Origin of the sequence: Xanthomonas sp. WHRI 6108 (genome assembly GCF_040202385.2) — a bacterium.
GTDB lineage: Bacteria > Pseudomonadota > Gammaproteobacteria > Xanthomonadales > Xanthomonadaceae > Xanthomonas > Xanthomonas arboricola.
The window spans coordinates 276,758-300,721 of the sequence record NZ_CP168198.1; the positions used below are offsets into that span (position 1 = coordinate 276,758).

At 65.7% G+C, this 23,964-nt stretch carries 20 protein-coding genes; 12 read left to right on the plus strand and 8 right to left on the minus strand.

Translation table 11 applies throughout. The features are described from left to right. Positions 1–88 precede the first annotated feature (88 nt). Both ABQ039_RS01160 and ABQ039_RS01165 read left to right on the plus strand, forming a co-directional pair. Positions 89–676 (plus strand): O-methyltransferase, encoded by a 588-nt coding sequence (locus ABQ039_RS01160; protein ID WP_184609811.1) that lies wholly within the window; start codon positions 89–91, stop codon positions 674–676. A 76-nt stretch (positions 677–752) separates the two neighbouring features. Next, positions 753–1,523: a pseudouridine synthase gene (locus ABQ039_RS01165; protein ID WP_054592056.1), complete on the plus strand. Its 771-nt coding sequence runs from the start codon at positions 753–755 to the stop codon at positions 1,521–1,523. 237 nt (positions 1,524–1,760) lie between these two features. Here the strand turns inward: ABQ039_RS01165 and ABQ039_RS01170 are convergent, their stop codons facing one another. Beyond that, the gene (locus ABQ039_RS01170) at positions 1,761–2,306 is read right to left on the minus strand and encodes a DUF2059 domain-containing protein (RefSeq protein ID WP_047126714.1); all 546 of its coding nucleotides are present in this window, start codon (positions 2,304–2,306) and stop codon (positions 1,761–1,763) included. A gap of 93 nt (positions 2,307–2,399) precedes the next feature. Here ABQ039_RS01170 and arfB point away from each other — a divergent pair, with 93 nt between their 5' ends. From arfB to dcp, 4 genes are all read left to right on the plus strand, one after another. Beyond that, positions 2,400–2,831, plus strand: coding sequence for an alternative ribosome rescue aminoacyl-tRNA hydrolase ArfB (gene arfB, locus ABQ039_RS01175; RefSeq protein ID WP_006449817.1), 432 nt, complete (start codon positions 2,400–2,402; stop codon positions 2,829–2,831). 2 nt (positions 2,832–2,833) lie between these two features. Continuing rightward, positions 2,834–3,463, plus strand: coding sequence for a lysophosphatidylcholine acyltransferase (locus ABQ039_RS01180; protein WP_024939028.1), 630 nt, complete (start codon positions 2,834–2,836; stop codon positions 3,461–3,463). Between the two features lie 99 nt (positions 3,464–3,562). Continuing rightward, positions 3,563–4,579, plus strand: a complete 1,017-nt coding sequence (locus ABQ039_RS01185; protein ID WP_184609814.1) for an isoaspartyl peptidase/L-asparaginase family protein — start codon at positions 3,563–3,565, stop codon at positions 4,577–4,579. Between the two features lie 108 nt (positions 4,580–4,687). Beyond that, positions 4,688–6,856: a peptidyl-dipeptidase Dcp gene (dcp, locus tag ABQ039_RS01190; protein ID WP_164738863.1), complete on the plus strand. Its 2,169-nt coding sequence runs from the start codon at positions 4,688–4,690 to the stop codon at positions 6,854–6,856. A gap of 119 nt (positions 6,857–6,975) precedes the next feature. On the opposite strand, the gene ABQ039_RS01195 is transcribed toward dcp, so the two are convergent. After that, positions 6,976–8,031, minus strand: a complete 1,056-nt coding sequence (locus ABQ039_RS01195; protein ID WP_184609816.1) for an MBL fold metallo-hydrolase — start codon at positions 8,029–8,031, stop codon at positions 6,976–6,978. 101 nt (positions 8,032–8,132) lie between these two features. Between ABQ039_RS01195 and ABQ039_RS01200 the strand changes: the two genes are divergently transcribed. Continuing rightward, positions 8,133–8,765 (plus strand): TetR/AcrR family transcriptional regulator, encoded by a 633-nt coding sequence (locus ABQ039_RS01200; protein ID WP_184609818.1) that lies wholly within the window; start codon positions 8,133–8,135, stop codon positions 8,763–8,765. Positions 8,766–8,923: 158 nt separating this feature from the next. Here the strand turns inward: ABQ039_RS01200 and ABQ039_RS01205 are convergent, their stop codons facing one another. From ABQ039_RS01205 to ABQ039_RS01220, 4 genes are all read right to left on the minus strand, one after another. Further along, complete coding sequence (locus ABQ039_RS01205) at positions 8,924–9,271, minus strand: VOC family protein (protein ID WP_184610428.1); 348 nt, start codon at positions 9,269–9,271, stop codon at positions 8,924–8,926. A 77-nt stretch (positions 9,272–9,348) separates the two neighbouring features. After that, complete coding sequence (locus tag ABQ039_RS01210) at positions 9,349–10,077, minus strand: helix-turn-helix domain-containing protein (protein ID WP_349778245.1); 729 nt, start codon at positions 10,075–10,077, stop codon at positions 9,349–9,351. A gap of 145 nt (positions 10,078–10,222) precedes the next feature. After that, complete coding sequence (locus tag ABQ039_RS01215; RefSeq protein WP_184609822.1) at positions 10,223–11,485, minus strand: cation:proton antiporter; 1,263 nt, start codon at positions 11,483–11,485, stop codon at positions 10,223–10,225. A 342-nt stretch (positions 11,486–11,827) separates the two neighbouring features. After that, positions 11,828–12,784, minus strand: coding sequence for a LysR family transcriptional regulator (locus tag ABQ039_RS01220; RefSeq protein ID WP_184609823.1), 957 nt, complete (start codon positions 12,782–12,784; stop codon positions 11,828–11,830). Between the two features lie 119 nt (positions 12,785–12,903). Between ABQ039_RS01220 and aceB the strand changes: the two genes are divergently transcribed. From aceB to ABQ039_RS01240, 4 genes are all read left to right on the plus strand, one after another. Next, positions 12,904–14,520 carry a malate synthase A gene (aceB, locus tag ABQ039_RS01225; RefSeq protein WP_349778244.1) on the plus strand — a complete coding sequence of 539 codons (1,617 nt, stop codon included), beginning with the start codon at positions 12,904–12,906 and terminating at the stop codon, positions 14,518–14,520. A 178-nt stretch (positions 14,521–14,698) separates the two neighbouring features. Further along, positions 14,699–15,994 carry an isocitrate lyase gene (gene aceA / locus ABQ039_RS01230; protein ID WP_039517647.1) on the plus strand — a complete coding sequence of 432 codons (1,296 nt, stop codon included), beginning with the start codon at positions 14,699–14,701 and terminating at the stop codon, positions 15,992–15,994. A gap of 312 nt (positions 15,995–16,306) precedes the next feature. Continuing rightward, entirely contained in the window at positions 16,307–17,383 is a 1,077-nt protein-coding gene (locus tag ABQ039_RS01235) for a diguanylate cyclase (protein WP_184609825.1), read from the plus strand. 3 nt (positions 17,384–17,386) lie between these two features. Continuing rightward, positions 17,387–20,047 (plus strand): putative peptide modification system cyclase, encoded by a 2,661-nt coding sequence (locus ABQ039_RS01240; RefSeq protein WP_184609826.1) that lies wholly within the window; start codon positions 17,387–17,389, stop codon positions 20,045–20,047. Here the strand turns inward: ABQ039_RS01240 and ABQ039_RS01245 are convergent. Further along, a complete protein-coding gene (locus ABQ039_RS01245) occupies positions 19,987–20,325 on the minus strand; it encodes an NHLP-related RiPP peptide (protein WP_349778243.1) in 339 nt (112 codons plus the stop codon). The two genes, ABQ039_RS01240 and ABQ039_RS01245, sit on opposite strands and share 61 nt — an antisense overlap. Positions 20,326–20,420: 95 nt before the next feature. Between ABQ039_RS01245 and ABQ039_RS01250 the strand changes: the two genes are divergently transcribed. Next, positions 20,421–21,629: a putative peptide maturation dehydrogenase gene (locus ABQ039_RS01250; protein ID WP_184609827.1), complete on the plus strand. Its 1,209-nt coding sequence runs from the start codon at positions 20,421–20,423 to the stop codon at positions 21,627–21,629. Between the two features lie 149 nt (positions 21,630–21,778). Here the strand turns inward: ABQ039_RS01250 and ABQ039_RS01255 are convergent, their stop codons facing one another. Further along, the gene (locus tag ABQ039_RS01255) at positions 21,779–23,866 is read right to left on the minus strand and encodes a S9 family peptidase (protein ID WP_184609829.1); all 2,088 of its coding nucleotides are present in this window, start codon (positions 23,864–23,866) and stop codon (positions 21,779–21,781) included. Between the last annotated feature and the right edge of the window lie 98 nt (positions 23,867–23,964).

Here is a 23,964-nt window from a genome sequence, read left to right on the forward strand (position 1 = left end):
CACTGCGACAGGCGGCCTGCCGCATCCGGCTGGGTAGCGGCTGCGCCTGCAGCGGCACGATGACGAAGCCGTCCCCGGCGAGGTAGTGATGATCGATCTGCACGCATTGAAGGACGAACTGGCACGGTTCGGTAGCGACAACGATGCGCACCAGCCGGAGCGTGGCCGGCGCATGCTCAACATCACGCCCGACACCGGGCAATTGCTGGCCGTGCTGGTACGCGCCACCGCTGCGCTGCGCGTGCTGGAAATCGGCACCTCCAACGGTTATTCGACGCTGTGGCTGGCCGAAGCGGCCGCCGCAATCGGTGGGCACGTCACCACGGTGGAGCTTGCGGCCGACAAGGTGGCCCTGGCGCAGGCCACGCTTGCACGCAGCGGCCTGGCCGCGTCGGTGGAGGTGGTGCACGGCGACGGCGGCACGTGGCTGACCCAGGCGGCCAGCGCCAGCATCGATCTGGTCTTCCTGGATTCGGCGCGCGGCGAGTACGTGCGCTGGTGGCCAGCACTGCGCCGCGTGCTGCGCGGCGGTGGCCTGCTGGTGGTCGACAATGCGCTGTCGCATGCCGACGAACTGGCGCCGTTCACCGCGCTGCTGGCTGACGATCCGGCAGTCACCTGCAGCGTGGTGCCGGTGGGCAAGGGCGAATTGCTGGCGGTGTGCGGCGCGGCCTGAGCGTGCGCCGCCGAGCTGCCACGCCCTCAGGCCTCGATGCGCGTGGTCGGCATGCGCCGTAGGGCGCGGCGACGCAGTGGCATGCGGTGTCGACGATGCGGATAATCCGCCGGTGAGCACATCCCCCAAGCACTTGCAGATTCTCTTCCAGGACGAGCTCCTGGCCGTCGTCGACAAACCCGCCGGGCTGATGGTCCACGACAGCAAGCTGGCGCGCGGGGAGGACGACTTCCTGGCCGACCGCCTGCGCGAACAGCTGGGCCGGCCGATCTTTCTGGTGCACCGGCTCGACCGCGCGACCAGCGGCTGCCTGCTGCTGGCGTTCGACCGCGAGGCCGCCAGCGCGCTGGGCAAAGCCTTGATGGCCGGCGAGTTGGAGAAGGACTATCTGACCGTGTGCCGCGGCTGGCCGGCCGAGGAGCGCTTCATCGTCGACCACGATCTGGACGGCGGCCCCGGCAAGCCGGTCAAGAAGCCGGCGGTGACGCACTTCCAGCGCCTGGCCACCGGCGAGCTAGAGATCCCGTCCACCGGTTTTGCCACCTCGCGCTATGCGCTGCTGCGCTGCCAGCCGCAGACCGGGCGGTTCCGGCAGATCCGCCGGCACATGAAACACCTGTCGCACCACATGATCGGCGACACCAGCCACGGCGATGGCCGGCACAACCGCAGCTTCCGCATGCTCGGCATCCACCGCATGCTGCTGCACGCCGAGCGGCTGGGGTTTCCGCATCCGGCCGACGGGCGGCGCATCAGCGTCACCGCGCCGCTGGATGTGGAATTTTCCAAGGCCTGCGCATTGCTCGGGTGGGAGATGGCCGCGCTGGGAGCGGTGCAGACGGCTTGATGCGGTGCGCGCGGCTAACGGTCAACACGCCCACACGATCTGCTGGAAATCCACACAACCGTACCCTCACCCCATCCCCTCTCCCGCAGGAGAGGGGCCAAGCGCCTCCTCACCGAGTGGGACAAGCGGGTTGGCGCAATCGTCGTCAGCGCCACCACCGCCACCGTCGCAAGCAGCAACCGCCACAGCAGGCACGCTGTTCCGATTCCCCAATCCCGATTCCCCCATCCCCGCCCTTCAGGGCTTCTGCGGTGCCGCCGCCGGCGTATTGACGATCTTCTCCAGGTCCTTCTGCAGGTCGGCAAACAGCGGCAGCATCTTCTGCTGGATCGCGCCCATCAGGTTCTGGGTCAGTGCCGGGGTCTTGTCCAGCAGGCTCTGGCCGGCCGAGCTCTCGTAGAACTCGGCCATGGCCAGCACGTCCTCGCGCGAGAACGAGCGTTTGTAGATGTCCACATACATTGGCCGCAGCTCCGACCACGACAACGCCTTGCGCACGGTCTGGCGGGTGCGCTCCTGGATGCGCTGCAGCTGGGCCTGCTGGTCGGCGTCGAGCTGGCGCTGGGCGGTGAGCTGGGCGAACTGTTGCTGCTGCATCGCTTCGATCTGCGGCAGCATCGTGTCCAGCATGGTCTGCGCGCGCGAGGCGGCCAGCAGGCGGTTGATGTCGGCATCGCTGGGTGCCTGCGCAAACGCGGCGGGCGTGGCCAGTGCCAGCGCGGCCAGCACGATCAGGCGGCGCGCCAAGGCGCGGGCGGCGGCAACGGAACGGGGCGGTGTCATCGGAGCATCCTGCACAGTCGGGGAACCGGCCGCAGCATACGGGAAGCCGGCGTTCGCGCGCGCGTCCATGCCGGTGCCGATACAATCGGCCCGATGGCCAGCGACCCGATCCAGATCACCCCCAGCCTGACGATCCCGCCCAGCGAGATCGTCGAGCGCTTCGTGCGCGCCAGCGGCGCGGGCGGGCAGAACGTCAACAAGGTCTCCACCGCGGTGGAACTGCGTTTCGACGTGGCCGGGTCGCCGTCGCTGCCCGAACCCCTGCGCGCGCGGCTGCTGTCGCGGCGCGACCGGCGCATGACCGCCGATGGCGTGCTGGTGATCGACGCGCAGCGCTTCCGCACCCAGGACCGCAACCGCGAGGATGCGCGCGAGCGGCTGGTCGAGATCATCAGTGCCTGCCTGTCGGTGCCCAAGCGCCGGGTCGCCACCAAACCGAGTCATGGTGCCAAGCTGCGGCGGCTGGATGCCAAGCGTGAGCGCAGCCATATCAAGCGTGGACGCTCTGCGTCCCACTGGGAGTAAGCGTGAGTCACACCGACCCGTCGTTGCCACCGGTAACACAGGCCAACATCCTGCTGCAGCCCTCTCCACCCAGAATGCCACGCGCCCATGGCCGCTTCGGCCGCTGGCTGGGGCGCACCGCACTGCGTCTGACCGGCTGGCGCCTGCTCGGGCGGCTGCCCGACGAACCCAAGCTGGTGATGATCGTCGCCCCGCATTCGTCCAACTGGGACGGCTTCCTGGGCTTTGCGGCCAAGTTCGCGCTGGGCTTCGACGTGCGCGTGCTGGGCAAGGCGCAGCTGTTCTGGTGGCCGCTGGGTCCGCTGCTGCGCAAGCTCGGCGCCATCCCGCTGGACCGCAGCTCGCCGCAGGGCACCATCGGCCAGGCGGTGCGGCTGATCCGCAATTCCGAACAGATGTGGTACGTGATCACCCCCGAGGGCACCCGCAAGCGGGTGGAGCACTGGAAGGCCGGCTTCTGGAAGATTGCCTCCGATTCCAAGGTGCCGATCCTGCCGGTGTATTTCGACTACCCCAGCAAGACCGTGGGCATCGGCGAGCCGTTCTGGACCGGCACCGACATGGCCGCCGATATCGCCGCAATCCGCACCTGGTACCGGCCGTGGCGCGGCAAGCATCGCGATACGCTGTGAGAATGCGGCCGCGCGCTTGAAAGGTTTTTGTCGCTGCCGGTCGCCTGCATTCATGACCGCCGCCGCCGGGCACCCCGCTGCCTCCAACGAGGAAACACCATGATGGGCTTGTCCGCACGCGCACTGTGTTTGTCGCTCTCGCTCCTGCTTGCTGCCGGCCCCGTGCTGGCGGCCACGCCGATGCTGGTGATCCACGGCGGCGCCGGGGTGGAGAAATCCAGCCTTTCCAGCGAGGAACAGGCGCAGGCGCGCGAGGCGATGCAACGCGCGCTGCGTGCCGGGCACGCGGTGCTGCAAGGTGGCGGCAGTGCGGTGGATGCGGTGGCGGCCACCATCTCCGTGCTGGAGGATGCGCCGCAGTTCAACGCCGGGCGCGGTGCGGTGTTCACCCATGACGGCAAGAACGAACTGGATGCCGCGATCATGGACGGCGCCACCGGCAAGGCCGGCGCGATTGCCGGCGTGCACACGGTCAGGAACCCGATCCAGCTGGCGCGCAGCGTCATGGACCATTCCAAGCACGTGATGCTGGTCAGTGACGGCGCCGAACAATTCGCGCGCGAGCAGGGCGTCACGTTGGTCGACCCCGGTTATTTCCGCACTGACAAGCGCTGGCAGCAACTGCAGAAAGCGCGCAAGGCCGAAGCCGGCGACCGTCAGGCGCAGGCCGAACTGGACCTGGAAACCGCCAAGCATTTCGGCACGGTGGGCGCGCTGGCGCTGGATCGCGCGGGACACCTGGCCGCCGGCACCTCCACCGGTGGCATGACCAACAAGCGCTATGGCCGCGTCGGCGATGCGCCGATCATCGGCGCCGGCACCTACGCCAACAGCCAGTGCGCGGTGTCCGGTACCGGCTGGGGCGAGTTCTACATCCGTGCGGTGGCCGCCTACGACATCTGCGCACGCATGAAATACGCCGGGCAGTCGTTGCAACAGGCCGCCGACACGGTAATCGACCAGGAGATTCCCAAGGCCGGCGGCGACGGCGGTGCCATCGCGCTGGATGCGCAGGGCAACGCCGCATTCCCGTTCAATACCGAAGGCATGTACCGCGGCTGGATCGGCGCCGACGGCAGCCCGCACGTGGCGATCTTCAAGGACGAGACGCTGTAGCGCGCGCATCCCCAATCGCACCCATCTTCCCAATCCAACGGCACATGCCGACGCTGCGCAAACCCGCTAGCGTGACCGGCTGCGCTACCCACTCAGGAATCACACGCCATGTCGCGTACCGTCGTTCTGGCCGCTGCCATCACCCTGGCACTGGCTGCTTGTTCTGGAAAAGATTCGTCCGGTAAGGAGTCCACCACCGTGCCCGAAAAGACCGCCACCACCCCGGCCGCGGATGCTGCGCCGAACCCGCTGCTGACCGCCAGCACGCTGCCGTTCCAGGCGCCGCCGTTCGACAAGATCAAGGACGCCGATTACCTGCCGGCCTTCGAAGAAGGCATGCGCCTGCACCTGGCCGACATCCGCAAGATCGCCGACAACCCCGAGCCGCCCAGCTTCGACAACACCATCGAGGCGATGGAGCGAAGCGGCGAAACGCTCACGCGCGTGTCGCGCATCTTCTTCGGGTTGGTGCAGGCCGATACCAGCGATGCACGCCAGAAGATCCAGGAAGAGATCGCGCCCAAGCTGGCTGCGCATCAGGACGAGATCAATCTCGACCCGAAGCTGTTCGCACGCGTCAAGACGATCTATGACCAACGCGACACGCTGAACCTGGAGCCGGAGCAGAAGCGTCTGGTCGAGCGCGACTACGAAGAGCTGGTGCGTGCCGGTGCGCAGCTGTCGGAGGCCGACAAGGCCAGCCTGCGCAAGCTCAATATCGAAGAAACCACGCTCTCCACCCAGTTCCATACCCGTCTGGTGGCCGCCTCGGCCGCCGGTGCGGTGGTGGTGGACGACAAGGCCAGGCTCGACGGCCTGAGCGAGGGCGACATCGCCGCCGCCGCCGATGCGGCCAAGGCGCGCAAGCTCGACGGCAAGTATCTGCTGACCCTGCAGAACACCACCCAGCAGCCGGTGCTGGCCTCGCTGAAGGACCGCCAGCTGCGCGCCGACGTGCTCAAGGCCTCGGAAACGCGCGCGGAAAAGGGCGATGCCAACGACACCCGCCAGACCATCCAGCGCCTGGCGCAGCTGCGCGCACAGAAGGCCAAGCTGCTCGGCTTCGACAATTACGCCGCCTACAGCCTGGGCGACCAGATGGCCAAGAGCCCGGACGCCGCACTCAAGCTGCTGACCGACACCGTGCCGGCCGCCACCGCCAAGGCGCGCCGCGAAGTGGCCGAGATGCAGAAGGTGATCGACGCGCAGAAGGGAGACTTCAAACTCGCCGCCTCCGATTGGGACTTCTACGCCGAGCAGGTGCGCAAGGCCAAGTACGACCTGGACGAAGCGCAGATCAAGCCGTATTTCGAGCTGGACAACGTGCTGCAGAACGGCGTCTTCTACGCGGCCACGCAGTTGTACGGCATCACCTTCAAGCAGCGCACCGACATCCCGACCTATCACGCGGACATGAAGGTGTATGAAGTGTTCGACGCGGACGGCACCTCGATGGCGCTGTTCTACACCGACTACTTCAAGCGCGACAGCAAGTCCGGCGGCGCCTGGATGGACGTGTTCGTCGAGCAGGATGGTCTCACCGGTGCCAAGCCGGTGGTCTACAACGTCTGCAACTTCACCAAGCCGGCCGCCGGCCAGCCGGCGCTGCTGAGCTTCGACGACGTCACCACGCTGTTCCATGAGTTCGGCCACGCGCTGCACGGCATGTTCTCCAAGGTGAAGTACCCCTCGATCGCCGGCACCAGCACCTCGCGCGACTTCGTCGAGTTCCCCTCGCAGTTCAACGAGCACTGGGCGTCCGATCCCAAGGTCTTCGCCAACTACGCCAAGCACTACCAGACCGGCGCGGCGATGCCGGCCGAGCTGGTGGAGAAGATCAAGAAGGCCAAGACCTTCAACAGCGGCTACGCCACCACCGAGTACCTATCGGCCGCGTTGCTCGATCTGGCCTGGCACACCCAGCCGGCCGATGCGCCGCTGCAGGACGTGAGCAAGTTCGAAGCCGACGCCCTGAAGCGCTTCAAGGTGGATCTGGCCGAAGTGCCGCCGCGTTATCGCAGCAGCTATTTCGACCACATCTGGGGCGGCGGTTATTCGGCCGGGTACTACGCGTATTTCTGGTCGGAAGTACTCGACGACGACGCGTTCGAGTGGTTCAAGGAAAACGGCGGCCTGACCCGCAAGAATGGCGACACCTTCCGCGCCAAGATCCTTTCGCGCGGCAATACCGTCGATCTGGCCACGTTGTATCGCGATTTCCGCGGCAAGGATCCCAGCGTCAAGGCGCTGCTGGAAAATCGCGGTCTGACGGAGTGAGCGACTGGATGACGCGCCTGCGTCGTTGGCGCATGCGTGTGCAGTAGCTGCAATAGCAATCGAAACGGGATGGCCACGCGCCATCCCGTTTTTGTTTGTGGATGCGTGCACCGCACTGGCTAGCGCGGCGCCACCAGGCCATCCGATGCCTGAGTCGCAGCATCCTGTCGCCACCAGCGCAGGCGATTGCCGGGCGCGTTCAGATCCACCCGCTCGCCCATGCGCGGCGTCGCCAGCGCAACGCCGGCGCTGTCGGCCAGGGCCACGATCCGGTCCAGCGGTTCCTGCCACGCGTGCATGGCCAGGTCGAAGGTGCCGTTGTGGATCGGCAGCAGGGTCTGCCCGCCGACGTCCAGGTAGGCCTGCAGGCTCTGCTCCGGCTGCATGTGCACATGCGGCCACTGCTGGTCGTAGGCGCCGTTTTCGATCAGCGCCACGTCGAACGGACCGAGCTGTTGGCCGATGGTCTTGAAGTGCGGGCCATAGCCGCCGTCGCCGCTGAAGAACACGCGCAGCTCGCGTTCCTGGATCGCCCAGGAGCACCACAGCGAACGACCACTATCGAACAGCCCGCGCCCGGAAAAATGCTGCGACGGGGTGGCGGTGAGTTGCAGGCCATCGATGTTGATCGTGTCCCACCAGTCCAGCTGGCGCACCTTGGCCGGGTCCACGCCCCAGCGCACCAGCAGATCGCCCACGCCCAGGGGCGCGACGAACACGCCGACGCGGTCGGCCAGGGCACGGATGCTGGCGCGGTCGAGGTGGTCGTAATGGTTGTGCGACAGGATCACCCCGGCCAGCGGCGGCAGCTCGTCCAGCGCGATCGGTGGCGCATGGAAGCGCTTGGGCCCGGCGAACGGCACCGGCGAGGCGCGCCTGGAGAACACCGGGTCGGTCAGCCACAGGCCACCGCCCAGCTTCATCAGCACGGTGGAATGGCCCAAGCGATACAGGCTGCGATCGGGCGCGGCAAGCAGTTGCGCGCGTGTCAACGGCTGCACCGGCAGTGGCGCGGACGGCACCGTGGTGCTGGGTTTGTTGAAGAGGAACGTCCAGATCAGGCCGATCTGCTTGCGCAGGCTGAGCGCGGTGGTCGGCAGCGGCAACGCATTGCGGAACCGGCCGCCGCGAAACTGCGGCGAATCGGCATACGGGGAGGGGCGAGAGGAAGCCATGGGGAGTTCGACCGGGGCAGGGAACGGCAGCAGGAGGAAATTACACCGAGCAGTGTAGTTTCATTCCGCTGAAAGTAAACTGTCGGGTGTAAAATGATCCGATGTCGAGCGCATCTTCCCCCCGGCCCGCGCCGCAGCGGCTGACCGACCGCAAGCGCCACGCCATCGTCGAGGCGGCCATTGTCGAGTTCCGCCAGCATGGCTTCGAGGCCACCAGCATGGACCGCGTGGCGGCCACTGCGGGCGTGTCCAAGCGCACCGTCTACAACCATTTCCCCAGCAAGGACGCGCTGTTCGGCGAGATCCTGCGCGGGCTGTGGCAACGCAGCGCCGACGCGGTGAATCTTGTCTACCGGCCCGACCAGCCGCTGCGCGCGCAGCTGATCCAGCTGCTGCAGCAGAAACTGCACCTGCTCGACGACCCGGCGTTTATCGACCTGTCGCGTGTCGCCATTGCCGAAGGCATCCATTCGCCCGAGCGCGCGCGTGCGCTGATCGCGCAATTGGGCAGCAAGGAAGAAGGCACCACCACCTGGGTGCGCGCCGCACTGGCCGACGGCCGGCTGGCGGGCGTGGAGCCGGAGGTCGGCGCGCAGCAACTGCAGGCGTTGATCAAGGGCTTTGCGTTCTGGCCGCAGATCGCCATGGGCCAGCCGCCGCTGTCGCCGCAGCAACGCACCCAGGTGGCCGAATCGGCAGTGGCGATGTTCCTGGGTTTGTACGGGCGCGAGTGATGGCCTGCGATGCGCGTGCCGGCGCAGCGCCGTCCCGCATCGCAGGCCGGATCTTCCTCGCGTTGCATGTCGACCGCAGCGCTGCAGCTGCAACGACTGCGTCTTGCGCCGCGCTGTCTGTGCAACCCATGCCGCTGCAGCCTGCGCATGTTGCGCGCTCAGTCCTTCGACCACACCGCCAGCGCATAGCCATGCGGATCGGTGAAATGAAAACGTCGCCCGCCGGGAAACGCAAAGACCGGCCTGGTGATCTGCCCGCCCGCCGCTTCGATGCGTGCCTGGCTGTAGGCGAGGTCGTCGGAGGCCAGTACCACCAGCGCACCACCGGGCTGGGTGGGGCCGTGGAAGAAGCCACCGCTCAGCCGGCCGTCGCGGAATTCGCAGTAATCCGGGCCGTAATCCTGAAACGTCCAGTCGAAGGCTTGCCCGTAAAAAGCCTTGGCGGCGGCGATCGAGTCGACGGCGAATTCGAGGTAGTCGATGCGGTGCTGCGGCGTGTTGTCGATCATGGCGTGGCGTCCTCCGGGAGTGGAGGTACAGCATGCAGTCGGCGCGCGTGCCTGGCTTGGCGAAAACGGCCAACTCAGCGTGCGTGGCGCCGTACCAAGACGCGTGGGCTCAGGCCGGTGAGCTGGCGCGCATCGCGCACCAAGTGCGGCGCATCGCCGTAACCGGCATCCAGCGCGGCGTCGGTCAGACTGCGGTGCTGGCCGGCGATACGCAAAAAGCGCTGCAGACGCAGCACCCGCTCCAGCGTCTTGCTGCCATAGCCGAACGCATCCTGGCAGCGACGGCGCAACAAGCGCTCGCTGAGACCCAGGGCCTGGGTCAATTCGCTCAGCCGGGCGGGGGTACCGGCACTCAATCGATCGAACAGCCACGCCATCTGGCGGTCTTGCGATGTGCCGTGCTGTCGACACAGCGCCTGCAAGGTGTGCAGCGGGTCGGCACCGTCTTCCAGGCGGTGTTGCCAGGTGCGCCCTTGCACGCCCCACAGCGATTCCAGTGCAACGCGTTGGTCGGCAATGGCATGTAGCGGGAGCTTCAGCAGGCCGGCTGCCGCACCCGCTGCCAGGCGCACCCCGCTCAGCGCACTGCCCGGTGCCAGCGCTGCCATGGCGGCGGCGTGATCGGGCCCGGCAACCAACAGCAGCGTGCCATCCCAGATCAGATCGACGCTACCATCGGGCAAGACCAGCACGGGGTCCGTTGCGGCCGTGCCCTGGCGAAATCGCCAACTGCACTGCAGCTGCGCGTGTAACGCCGGCGGTGCCGGGCTTTCGGCATAACAGGACTCGGAGAGTTCGGACATCAGTGCGTTGTGCGAAGAGGTGGATGCCGTGCAGCTCGGTGGCCGCGGCGATGAGAGTGCATGGCGTCGACCGCATTCGGTCGACATCGCAGGCCCGTGCCGACGCAACCATCGTGGCCGCATCCGGCAGGCTGGCGCTGCCTCGTCAATGCGGGCGGTTGCCCGCGCCCAGCACGTTGGCGGTGACAGTGTGCCGGCCGCGTTGCAACCAGGCCACCATCGGCGAGGCCATCACCGTGGTCACCAGCGTCATGCCGAACAGCAGGGTGAACAGGTCCGGCCCGATCACGCCGCTATCCAGGCCGATCTTGATTACCACCAGTTCCATTAGGCCGCGTGCGTTCATCAGCGAACCCACGCTCAGGCTATCGCGCCAATCGTGGCCGCTCAGGCGCGCGCCCAGGGTGCAGCCGAGCAGCTTGCCGGTGACCGCCACGCCGACCACCAGCGCAAAGCCGGCCACACCTGCGCCGACGAACACACCGGGGCTGGTGGCCTGGCCGGCGACCGCAAACAGCACCGGCATCAGCAAGGTGATCGCCAGGGGTTCGATGTGCCCCGCCAGGTGTTCCAGCAGGCGGTCATCGCGCGGTACGCAGATGCCGAACAGGAATGCGCCGAAGATCGCATGCAGGCCGATCCATTCGGCCGCTGCGGCGCAGGCCAGCACACCGATCAGCACCCACACCAGCGCAGTCGGCGCATAGCTTCCATCGCTTGCGCGCGGCTTTAGCACTCGCGCATACACCGGCTTCAACACGCCGAACACCACCGCAATCAGCACCACCGCACCGGCCGCAGTGAACGCAACGCCGCCATGGCTGTTGCCGCCGGTCAGGGTGAGCACGATCGCCAGGAACATCCACACCGTGGCATCGTCGATCACCGCCGCGCCCAAAGCCAGGCGGCCGGCCGGCGTACGAGTCATGTTGCGGTCCTTGAGGATGCGTGCCAGCACCGGAAACGCAGTCACCGACATCGCTGCGGCAATGAACAAGGCGAAGGGCCAGAAGCCGATGTCTTGTGGAGCAAAGCGCGCAAACAACCACGGTGCGGCGGCCAGCCCCAGCAGCAACGGCAGCACGATACCGGACAGCCCCACCAGCACCGACGCGCGCACCTGCGCAGTGGTGCCTTCCGGCGCACGCAACTCCACGCCGACGATGAACATGAAAAGCACCACGCCGATGTTGGCCAGGCCCGACAGCGGCGGCAAGCTACTGGAGGCGAACAACACGCCATGCAACTCCGGCAGCCACGCGCCGAATGCAATCGGCCCCAGCAGCAGGCCGGCGGCCATCTCGCCGATCACCGGCGGCTGCCCGAAGCGTTGCAGCAGCGCACCGCATGCACGCGCCGCGCCCAGTATCAGCGCCAACTGCACCAGCAACAGCATGGTCGGATTCATTGCGTCAGCCTTGGTTGGTTGAGTCGGCTCGCTTTTGCAGTGCGGGACGGCTGCGCATCTGGTCAGTTGTTTCCCCGGACTGATCAGCAGACATGCCTTCCCCATAGCATCGGCGTAGTCTATGACGACAACCGCCGTGCAGTGGCATCGAGCCGACATGATGCGGCGCAGTGCGGAGTGATTCGTACTGCAGCAGGAACCACCCGTCGGTGCTGCTTGTGTGCGCTTGCGCATGCCGCACACGGCATCGCAGATGGAGCGCGCGTAGCAGCCTCATGCGCCGTGCCTGGCGAGCAAGCTCAGGCGCGATCTGAGCTCACGCGCGCACAGCCGGCAGCAGACTCACCGCTCCGAATCGCCACTCTCGTCATACCCGCGCGGGGTAAACAGATCCGGCTGGATCAGCTCGATGAAGGCACGCGCCTGCGGCGACAGATATTTGCCCTTGCGCACCACCACGCCGTAACTGCGGGTGGGGAAATAGTCCTTGAGCGAGCGGGTGGCGAGTTTGTCGCGGTCTGCATCGGTGACGCAGATCGCGGTGACGATGGAGATGCCCATGTCCATCGCCACGTATTGCTTGATCACTTCCCAGCCGCCCACCTCCAGCGCCACGGTGTAGGGCACGCGTGCCTGCTGGAAGATCAGATCGACCAAGCGATAGGTCACCTGCCGGCGCGGTGGCAGGATCAGCGGATACGGCGACAGATCCTGCAGCGTGACCGTGGACTTGCTGGCCAAGGGGTGGTCGGGCGGGGTGATCAGCAGCTGTTCGAAGCGATACACCGGCGCGTAGTTGAGGTCGGCCGGCACGTCCAGCATCGAGCCGATTGCCAGGTCCACCGCGTCTTCGCGCAGCAGGTCGGTGCCGTCGGCGCTGATGGCGTTGTGCAGGGTCAGCCGCACGTCCGGGTGGCACGCGCGGAAGTTCGCCACGATGCGCGGCAGCAGGTACAGGATGGTGGAGCTGTTGGCGGCGATATTGAGCTCGCCCGCATCCAGCCCGCGCACCTTCTCGCGAAAGCTCGCCTCCAGCCCATCCAGGCTCTCCACCAGCGGCAGCGCCATGTCGTAGAGCAGCTGGCCCTCGCGGCTGGGTGCCATGCGGCGCCCCGAGCGCTCGAACAGGGCCACCCCCAGGTCGCGTTCCAGCGCTTGCAGCTGCAGGGTCACTGCCGGCTGACTCACATATAGCGCCTCAGCTGCCCGTGAGACAGACCCCAGACGCACCGTTTGGCAGAACGCGCGCAGCGGCTTGAGCCGGTCGGATTTGTAGGAAAATCGCGGGGTTGGCGCCATCTGGGTATGTTCTGAAACCCAATATAAGTCAAGCTTATTTACAGCATTGATAAAACTGCTTTGTCAAATAGTTGCCAGCGGCGCACGGTGCAGGTCCGGACGCACAAGGACTCCCCGACATGTCTGCCACCGCTTTTGCCCCACGTCCCACCGAACGCGCCACGCCCGGTCTGTCGCTGACCACGCAGATCGCAGGCCAGGCAGAACTGCTGCCGGCCGCCGCGCTGGCCTTGCTGGTGTCGTTGCACCGCGCGATCGAACCCGGTCGCCAGCAGCGCCTGGCCCGCCGGCGCGCCCGCCAGGCCGAGTTCGATGCCGGCCAGCTGCCGGACTTCCGCCCAGACACCCGCGCCATCCGCGATGGCGACTGGCGCGTCGCCGCACTGCCGTCGGCGCTGCAGGACCGCCGGGTGGAGATCACCGGCCCCACCGATCCGAAGATGGTCATCAACGCGCTGAACTCCGGCGCCAAGGTGTTCATGGCCGACTTCGAGGATTCCACCGCGCCGACCTGGCGCAACCTGCTGGCCGGCCAGCGCACGCTGGCCGCTGCGGTACGCGGCGATCTCAGCTTCGATGCGCCCAACGGCAGGCACTACGCGTTGCGCCCGGAAGCCGAGCGCGCCGTGTTGATCGTGCGCCCGCGCGGCTGGCATCTGGATGAGAAGCACGTGCTCATCGATGGGCAGCCGCTGGCTGGCGGCCTGTTCGATGCGGCGGTGTTCGCCTTCCATAACGGTTGCGCGCTACTGGCCAAGGACCGTGGCCCGTATCTGTATCTGCCCAAGTTGCAGAGCATGGAAGAAGCCGCGCTGTGGGAGACCGCGCTGGCGCATATCGAAGCGATGCTGGGCCTGCCGCACGGGCAGATCAAGGTGACCGTGCTGATCGAAACGCTGCCGGCGGTGTTCGAGATGGACGAGATCCTGCACGCGCTGCGCGAGCGCATCGTCGGGCTCAATTGCGGCCGTTGGGATTACATCTTTTCGTATCTGAAAACTTTCCGCGCGCATCGCGACCGCGTGTTGCCCGAACGTGGCCAGGTCACCATGACCCAGCCCTTCCTCAAGGCGTATTCGGAAGTGTTGATCAAGACCTGCCATCGCCGCGGCGCCCATGCGATGGGCGGCATGGCGGCGCAGATTCCGATCAATCACGACGAGGCCTCCAACGAGCAGGCGATGGCGCGCGTGCGTGCCGACAAGCTGCGCGAAGTCAGCGCCGGCCACGACGGCACCTGGGTGGCGCATCCGGCGTTGATTCCGGTAGCGATGAAGATCTTCGACGAGCACATGCCCACCGCGCATCAGCAGCATGTCTTGCGCAACGACGTGCAGGTGACGCGCGACATGCTGATCGCGCCTTCGCCGGGCACCGTCACCCGCGCCGGGTTCGAAGGCAATGTCGAAGTCTGCGTGCGTTATCTGGCCGCCTGGCTGGACGGCAATGGATGCGTGCCCATCCACAACCTGATGGAAGACGCCGCCACTGCCGAAATCAGCCGCGCGCAGCTGTGGCAGTGGTTGCATCACGGCCAGCACCTGGACGACGGCACTGCGATCGATCAGCCCCTGTTGCAGGCCACGTTGCGTGCGCTGCCGGCACGCCTGGGCGCGACCGATGCACTGCCCGGCGCCGCACGCATTGACGACGCCATTGCACTGCTGGACACACTCAGCCGTGCCGATGCGCTGGCCGACTTCCTCACCGTGCCGGCGTATCGCCTGATCGATTGAGCCAACGCTGCAGCGACACGCCGGCGCACGCGCGCTGTCGCTGCAATCCATCCACGTCATGCACCACACCGCCGGTTGCGCCCACGCGCGCAACGACGGCCTTGCCATGCCCGGCGCGTATCAATGCGCCCCTTCCTTCCTCGTTGCATCCGTCGTATCCCTGCCAGGAGAACGCACCATGAGCAGCACACTGCAGACCGCCGAACAGATCCAGCAAGACTGGGCCAGCAATCCGCGTTGGGCCGGCATCACCCGCAACTACACCGCCGCCGATGTGGTGCGCTTGCGCGGCACCGTGCATGTCGAGCATTCGCTGGCGCGGCTGGGCGCGGACAAGTTGTGGAATGCACTGCACGCCACGCCGTTCGTCAATGCGCTGGGCGCGTTGACCGGCAACCAGGCGATGCAGCAGGTCAAGGCCGGGTTGAAGGCGATCTACCTGTCCGGCTGGCAGGTCGCCGCCGATGCGAACCTGGCCGGGCAGATGTATCCGGACCAGTCGCTGTATCCGGCCGACTCGGTGCCGGCGGTGGTCAAGCGCATCAACAACACCTTGTTGCGCGCCGATCAACTGCATCATGCCGAAGGCAATGACGACATCGACTTCCTGCAGCCGATCGTGGCCGATGCCGAGGCAGGCTTTGGCGGCGTGCTCAACGCCTTCGAGCTGATGAAGGCGATGATCGAGGCCGGCGCGGCCGGGGTGCACTTCGAGGATCAACTGGCATCGGTGAAGAAATGCGGCCACATGGGCGGCAAGGTGCTGGTGCCTACCCGCGAGGCAATCGAAAAGTTGAATGCCGCGCGTCTGGCGGCCGATGTGCTGGGTGTGCCCACGCTGCTGATCGCGCGCACCGATGCCGAGGCGGCCGATCTGATCACCAGCGACGTGGATGCCAACGACCAGCCGTTCACCACCGGGCAGCGCACCGTCGAAGGCTTCTTCAAGACCCGCAACGGGCTGGATCAGGCCATCAGCCGCGGGCTGGCCTATGCGCCGTACGCCGATCTGATCTGGTGCGAGACCGGCAAACCGGATCTGGAATTTGCGCGCGCCTTTGCGCAAGCCATCCATGCCAGATTCCCCGGCAAATTGCTGGCCTACAACTGCTCGCCGAGCTTCAACTGGAAGAAGAACCTGGATGACGCCACCATCGCCAGATTCCAGACCGAGTTGGCGAGCTACGGCTATAAATTCCAGTTCATCACCTTGGCCGGCTTCCATGCCTTGAACTACGGCATGTTCAACCTGGCGCACGGCTACGCACGCCGCCAGATGAGCGCCTTCGTCGAGTTGCAGCAGGCCGAGTTCGCGGCGGCCGAGATGGGCTTTACCGCAGTCAAGCATCAGCGGGAGGTGGGCACCGGCTATTTCGACGCGGTGACGCAGGCGATCCAGCAGGGCCAGTCGTCCACCACCGCGCTGCGTGGCTCGACCGAGGAAGAGCAGTTTCACGGCGAAAAGGCCGCATAACCCAGCGCGCAGGCGCCGCGACCGCGTGCCGGCCGGCCGACGGGTGAAACGGAGCAGCGGGCTTCGCCCACCGCCAAGCCCCCGCTAGCACCGCAGAGCAACGCTGGGGTGGTGGTGGCCTGTCGGAGAGGATGGCGGGCTCTGCCGGGAGCAGGGGAGAGGGGCTCGGGAAACCGAGCCCGATTTTTTTTGCCAATACCCGTCATTGCGTCTCAAGCTTAATGAGAGGGAGTGTGACCTGGTGCTGAACAAAACGCTCCTGTACGATGCTGAGGCAGGCCGGCGCTGCAGGTCGGTCTAAGGGATTTTGGGATGACGTGCCATAACACTGCCGGCGCAGTGGAGCCGACGGGGAGCGTTGCAAAGACGCTGTCGGACGGGCTGCATGCGCTCATGACTGCCGAAGAGCTGGGGTTTTTCGCCCGCTTTGGCCGCGCCCGCGAATTGGCCGCCGGCCAGGCGCTGTTCGAGCGCGGTGCAGTGGGCACGCAGATGTTCATTGTGGTCAGTGGTCAGATCGATCTGGATTTCGGCGAAGACCTGATGCTCAAGCACCTGGGCCCGGGCGAATTCTTCGGCGAACTTGGCCTATTGATCGGCGACCATGCGCGCAGTGCCGGCGCCAGCGCATCCACCGACACCCGTTTGATCGAACTGGCGCACGAGGACTTCCAGCGCCTGGTCGATCACGACCCGTCGATGGTGGCGCATTTCCTGCGCCGCTCCATCGTGCGGGTGGTCAACAACGAGCAGCTGCTGATCCGCCAGCTGCGCCGGCGCAACCACGACCTGGAAGCGGCGCTGGACAACCTCTACGTCACCTCGCACCAGCTCAACCACACCGAGGAACTCAGCCGCACCGACGAACTCACCGGCCTGCACAACCGCCGCGGGCTCGCCCTGCATCTGCAGGAATGCCGGCGCGCCGGTCGCGTGCCCGGGGTGGGCCTGATCCTGATCGATTGCGACCGTTTCAAGCGCATCAACGACGAATTCGGCCATCTCGCTGGCGACCGCGTGCTGCAGAACGTCGCCCACGCGCTGCGTTCGGTGATCGCCGACGGTGACCTGGCCTGCCGGCTCGGCGGCGACGAATTCTGCGTGCTGGTCGCGCAGGGCACCCGGGAGCTGCTGCACCACATCGGCGAATGCATCCTGCGCGCAGTGGAAGCGCGGCTGTGCAATGGCCAGAGCGAGCAGGGCTGCTCGGTCAGCCTGGGCCTGTGCATGATCGATGCCGACGCGGCATGGAACGATTGGTACACGCTGGCCGACAGCGCGCTGTACGAAGCAAAGCGGCAAGGCGGCAATGTGCTGTGCATGCATGAAGCGCTGGGGTCGGGCAGCACGCAGCCACCCGGCAACGCAGCCACGTCGGACAATCGCTGAGCAATGAGCGCCCGCACCCACGCACGCAAGGATGCGTCGTCGGAAGCGATCCAGGCGCCGCGCTTGCGCACATTGCTGCTGACCGACCTGTGCGACTCGACCGCGCTGGTCGAGCGCATCGGTGACAACGCCGCCGCTGCGCTGTTTCGCGAGCACGACCGGCTGGTGGTCAAACTGCAGCAGCAATGGCGTGGCCGGCTGATCGACCGCTCGGACGGATTGTTGCTGTTGTTCGACCGCCCCATCGACGGCCTGGGCTTTGCGCTGGATTACGCCCGTGGCCTCAAGGCGATGGGCGATGCCCGTGCGCTCACGCTGTGCGCGCGGCAGGGCCTGCACGTCGGCGAAGTGCTGACCTGGCGCAATAGCGACGAAGCGGTCAGCATCGGTGCCAAACCGCTGGAAGTCGAAGGCCTGGCCAAGCCCACCGCCGCGCGCCTGATGTCGATGGCGCGGCCCGGGCAGATCCTGTTGTCGGCAGTGGCCGAATCGTTGACCCACCGCGCCGCACGCGAACTGGGCGACCGCGGCGAACGCATCCTGTGGAAATCCCACGGCCGCTGGCGCTTCAAGGGCGTGCCCACGCCGATGGAGATCTATGAGGTCGGCGAGATCGATGTCACGCCATTGCGTACGCCGAAGCATTCGCCGAAGGCATGGCGGGATATTCCGCTGTGGCGGCGGCCGGCGGCACTGTTGGCGGAAACTGCCTTGGTCGTCGCCGTGTGCGTGTCGGCGTGGTTTTTCACCCGTTCCGAGCCAGCCATTGCGTTCTCCGAACGTGGGTGGGTGGTGGTCGGAGATCTACGTAATCTCACCGGCAATACGTTGCTCGACAGTTCGCTCGACCAGGCGCTGCGCATCAGCCTGGAGCAGTCGCGCTACGTCAATGTCCTGAGTGAGATGAAAGTGCGCGACACCATGGCGCGGATGAAGCGCGATCCGGATCGCGTGATCGTTGATCGCGCTATCGCCTCGGAAGTGGCGCTGCGCGATGGTGCAAGCGCTGTGCTGCTGCCGACTGTCGCGGAGATTGGCGGCAAGCTTCGTTTCAGCGTTGAATTGGTGGATCCGCGGACCCAGACCACGGTTTACTCGGAGTTTGTGCAAGGCGATGGCTTGCCATCGGCACTGTCCTCGGTGGATCAGGTGACCCGCAAGCTCAGGCAGGGGCTGGGTGAGGTGGTGGCCTCGATCGACAAGAATTCCGTGCCGTTACCCGCCGTGACCACGTCCAGCCTGGATGCGCTGCGGGCTTATGCCCTGGGGGTTGACGCAACGGCGCAAGGCCAATGGAAAGAAGGGTTGGAACTGTTCGAGCGCGCGGTGGCCATCGATCCGGAATTTGCGCTCGCGTATCTGGGGGCGGCACGCATCAAGGTGGCTATCTCCGATCGCCGTGGTGCGCTTCCGTACCTGGAGAAGGCAATTCGTTTCCGTCAGCGTTTGCCTGAGCGTGACCAGTTGTACATGGATGCATGGGCAGCCGAGTTGCTAGCACCCGACAAGGCATTGACGCTGTGGAGAACGCTGGCCTCGCTCTACCCGGACAATTTTGCCGGCACCGCGAACGCATCGTGGCACCTGTTCGTTGCCAATCGTTTTGCCGACGCGTTGCCGTACGCGCAGGCGGCCGATGTTCCACAGGACCCGCTGCGCGCGATCGCGACCGATCGGGTTGGACGCATTTTGCTGGCACAGGGAAAGGCCGAAGCGGCGCTGCAACGCTTTTCCATTCCCGGCGATGCCGATCGCGCCGGCCCGCTGCGGCGCCAGGCGAACGCGCTTGCGGTGTTGAACCGCCATGTCGAAGCGAAGCAAACGCTCGGCAGGATCATCGAGCAAGGCTATGCCAACGACGATGTGGTGCCATTGATCGATCGCACCAGCATCGCAATCGATCAGGCCGACTGGAGCGCAGCACGTGCAGCGATCGCACAAGGTCTGACGCGCAGCAAGCAAGGCGACGATTTCAACCGTCGCCAGTTCTCGGTCATTGCGGTGACAACCGATGCGTTGGTCGATCCGTCCCTGGCGACGGCGGCAGCGCTCAAGCCGACGTTCGATCGGCTGGTGTCAGCTGTCATTGACGGCGGGTCGGCAACGGTAAACCTGCAGGACAATGCCGCAATGGTATTGATCCTCGCAAGCCAGGCGCAGCGGAGCGGCGATAACAGCCTCACCGCCCACGCGCTTGCGGCGATCAAGCCGGCGCTTGTGCATGAAACACCGGTGCTTGCCGACCTGCGCGCCATTGTCGAAGCCCAGCAGCTGGCACTGTCGGGCGACCGTGCAGCAGCCATCGCGCGCCTGCCGGTCAATGACGATGATCTTTTCCAGACACGCGTGACGCTGTACACGCTGTTGCACGACAGCGGTCGGCACGCTGAAGCGTTGCAACAGGCACGTTGGCTGCTTCTCCATCGCGGGCGTGCTTACATCGAAGCAAATGCGTCGCAAACGCTGCAGCCGCTCAATGTTGCCGATGCGCGTCTGGCCCAGCTCTGGATGGCCGAATCGCTGCATGCACTCGGCCGTAGCCAGGAGGCGCGCGAACAGGCCCAGGCATTTGCGCGCGCCTGGCCTTTACCGAGTCTGCCTGCTTACTTGCGTAACAGGGTCGAACGCATGCTGTCCGATTCGAAGGCGAAGATCACGGTGTGATTGGCCTTTTCGGTCAGGTAGCTCTGCAGCTCGGCGCGAGCCGCTGCAATGTCCTGCTTGGATGCGAGCTGATTGGTGTTCATGCAGTAATAAGCGTCTCCTACGCCGGGGACGGCGTTGTCCGCACTCACGCCAGGTGCGCCGATCTGGGCAAGCGCCTGCGCCGGATTGCATTGAAAGCAGTCGCGGAAGTCGTCATCGGTTGCCAGTAGCTCCAGCAGCTTGTCGGCTGTGGATGCATCAAACGGGAGATGGGTGTCATTGGCTGCGTCGGTCATGGTGTGGCTTGCCTGGAAGGTGAGGGAGTGTGCTGTTGTATGACGTGGGACCTGACACAATATCGACCGTACTCATGCGTCCTTGAGATGTTCCTATGCAAATTCGTCGCTGTGCCACGTTGTTTTTTGAACTGCGCGACGATTCGGTGTTTGATCTTGCACGATTGCTTGCCGGGGGCGATGGCCTGCGTCGCCGCACACGATGGCTGGCGCTCGCGCCTCATCTTGAGGCGGAGGTGGAGGTTTCAGAGGAAGAGCGCGAATGGCTGGGCGAGTTGAGTTCCTCGCGCTGGCAGTCCATCGATCAGGTGCATCCGTTGCCAATCTGGGCGGAGCGTTTGATCGAGCAAGGTCTTGTGATCAGCGATCAACCACAACATGTTCAGCACCGCCGCAACGACGAGTGCGTGCAGCAGCAGCGCTGGTGGCCATTGGCTGCGTTGTGGCATCGATCCGCGCGCTGGAGCGGCGAAGACAGCGTGGCCACCATGGAAGCGCATGGCCTGACAACTGCAGAAGGCATGGTCGGCCGACTGGGCGCCCCCCCGGCAGAAATCGTAGACCGAGGCGAGGGTGGCGTCGAAGCGCGCATTGCCTTGCCGCGGTCAACCCCGGGCACATTCGATGAGCTGCTGTCGCGTCGCGTCACCTGTCGCAATTTCGATACGCAGCGTCCACTGTCATCCATCTTGCTCGGCCAGATGCTTGAGCGCAGCGTCATGGCAAGCGCGCGCATCGAAGTGGGGCACGACACCGCATTCTTGAAGAAGCCGGTACCGTCGGGGGGGAGTCTCCATCCCACCGAAACCTATTTGCTGGTCCAGCGTGTCGAGGGAATGACGAGCGGTCTCTATCACTATCGCCCTGTCGATCATGCTTTGCAGCCATTGCAGTCGCCGCCGCAACCGCTGGTGGACTTCGCGCGTCGCGCCGTGTCCGGGCAGCACTGGTTTGCCGATGCGCCGGTGCTGGTGATCCTGGTGCCGCGATTTTTACGCAGTTTCTGGAAGTATCGAAACCACGCCAAGGCCTACCGCGCGATGATTCTGGATGTCGGCCATATCGCGCAGACGCTTTATCTGAGCGCAACCGACCTGGGGCTGGGAGCGTTTGTCACCTCGGCGATCAACGAGGTGGACATTGAACAGGCGCTTGGCCTGGACGGCCTGCAGGACGGCCCACTGGCCATCTGCGGATTCGGTTGGCGTGGCGAGGAAATGAACAATACCGAGCTGGATCCCGGCGGGGCAGTGTGGCCGGCTGGTCGTGATCCAGAGGCGGCCAAGGACATCGGATCCCATTAGCGAGAGACCATCACACATCTTTCGATCTGGACCGCTTGGCGAGGGAAGTCAGGCATGCCGGCTAGTTGGAGAACCTCGCTACAACCGTCAGCGCTCGTCGTTGCAGGCGAGCGCTGACGTCGATCCAAAGCAAGCACTTCGCAATGGCGTTACCGCCGAATCGCCTGCGTATGCGTCTTCAATGCATCGCTCAGACCGTTCACCTTGTCGGCGCCTTCCGGCACGGTGATGCTGGAGCCGGTCAGGTCGTCGCCGATCGGTTGCACGCGGCCGCCCAGGCACTGGCCCAGGAACCCTTCGGTCACTGCGTTGAAGGCCTTGCTGTTTTCCGGGCGGCGGAAGCCGTGGCCTTCGTCGGGGAACAGCACGTAGGTGACCGGAATGTTCTTGGTCTTCATCGCGTTGACGATCTGGTCGCTCTCGGCCTGCTTGACGCGTGGGTCGTTGGCACCCTGGCCGATCAGCAGCGGCTTGCTGATCTTGTCGACATGGCTGAGCGGGGAGCGCTCGGTCAGCCACTGCTTGCCGGCCTCGGTGGCCGGGTCGCCCATGCGTTTGGTCAGCTGCTTGTAGAAGCTGGCCCAGTACGGCGGCACGGTGCCGAGCAAGGTGTTGAGGTTGGCCGGACCGACGATGTCCACGCCGCACTTGAACGCGTCCGGGGTGAAGGTCAGCCCGACCAGCGTGGCGTAGCCGCCATAGCTGCCGCCCATGATCGCCACGTCCTCGGGCCTGGTCACACCTTGCTTGACCGCCCACTGCACGGCGTCGAGCAGGTCGTCGTGCATCTTGCCGGCCCACTCGCCGTTGCCGGCATTGGTGAAGGCCTTGCCGAAGCCGGTGGAGCCACGGAAGTTCACCGCCAACACCGCATAGCCGCGATTGGCCAGCCACTGCTCATACGGCCCGTAGCCGTAGCTGTCGCGCGCCCACGGGCCACCATGCACGAACAGCACCAGCGGCACCGGCTTGTCGGCCTTGCCATCGTGATTGGCGTCAGCCTCAGAGGGCAGGGTGAGATAGCTGACCAGCTTGAGGCCGTCGCGCGCGGTCAGTTCCTGCGGCCACATCGGGACCAGCGGTTTGCCGTCGAGCGCGGGGCGGGCGGAGAACAATTTGGTCAGCTTGCCGCCATCTGCACGGTCGTAGCGGTAGTAGCTTAGCGGTGTCTCTGCCGCCGAATACCCCACGATCCAGATGCGATCGTCGAGCGTGCGTGCGGCAACGCTGGCATCACCGCTGCCGAGTGACTTGAGCTTTTGCAGGTCGGCGGCAATGCCGGTGTCCAGCGCCTTCCATTCCTCGCGCAGATAGTCGGTGGACACGGCCTGCACCACGCCGGTCCTGGGGTCGTTCAAGGTGGCGCCGACATCGGTGCGCGGGTTTTCGAACAGCAGCGTGCGCGCATTGCTGGCGGTGTCGATGGCATACAGTGCCGCGGTGTCGCGATTGCGCGAATCGTGCATGTACAGCGTCTTGCCGTCGTCGGTCAGTCCGTCGGGCGAGGTGTTGCTGACATCCTCGAACGGGATGCGGTCCACGCGCTTCCAGCGCTTGCCATCCGGTACCAGCAGCTCTCTGCCGGCATCGTCGGTGGCGCGCGTGGCGTAGCGCAGCTGGTAGTTGCCGTCGAGCAGATAGGAATCCAGGCTGTCGGTGTTCTGCTGCACCAGGCTGCGCTTGCCCGAGGCCAGGTCCACCCGATACAGGTCATGCCATTTGGGATCGCGGTCGTTCATGCCGACCATGATCGACTCGGGGTGCTGCGCGCTGACGCGATACACCTCGGCGTTGGTCTTCTTGAACGGGGTGAGGTCCTTGCTGCTGCCATCGCTCAGATTCACCGAGAACAGATGGAAGTCTTCGTCGCCGCCATTGTCGCGCAGGTACAGCAACGTGTTGGGTTGATAGGTCCAGAAATAAGTGCGGATGCCGCGTGCGGTGTCCTTGGTGATCGCGCGCGCCTGATCCGGTGCATCCACCGGGGCGACCCAGACATTGAGCACGCCCTCCAGCGGCGCGACCCAGCTGAGGTACTTGCCATCCGGGCTGATGCTCACGTTCGCCCGTTCCGGGTTGCCGAACAGCGCATCGCGGGTGATCAGTCCGGGGGGGGCCGCGGGTGCTTGCGCAGCGGCCGGTGCCGGCGTGGCGGCCTTGTCGGTGGTGGGCGCGGCGTTGTCGCTGCAGGCGGTCAGCGCGAGCAGCATGCTGGAAACAAGAAGCAGGCGTTGCATGGACGTCTCCGGTCTGGGGCGCGGCCACTCCGGCCGCTTTCCCCCACGCTAGGGCGAGGGCCGGCCCCTGCGGACGTGCCGTTGGTCACGCCACCAGG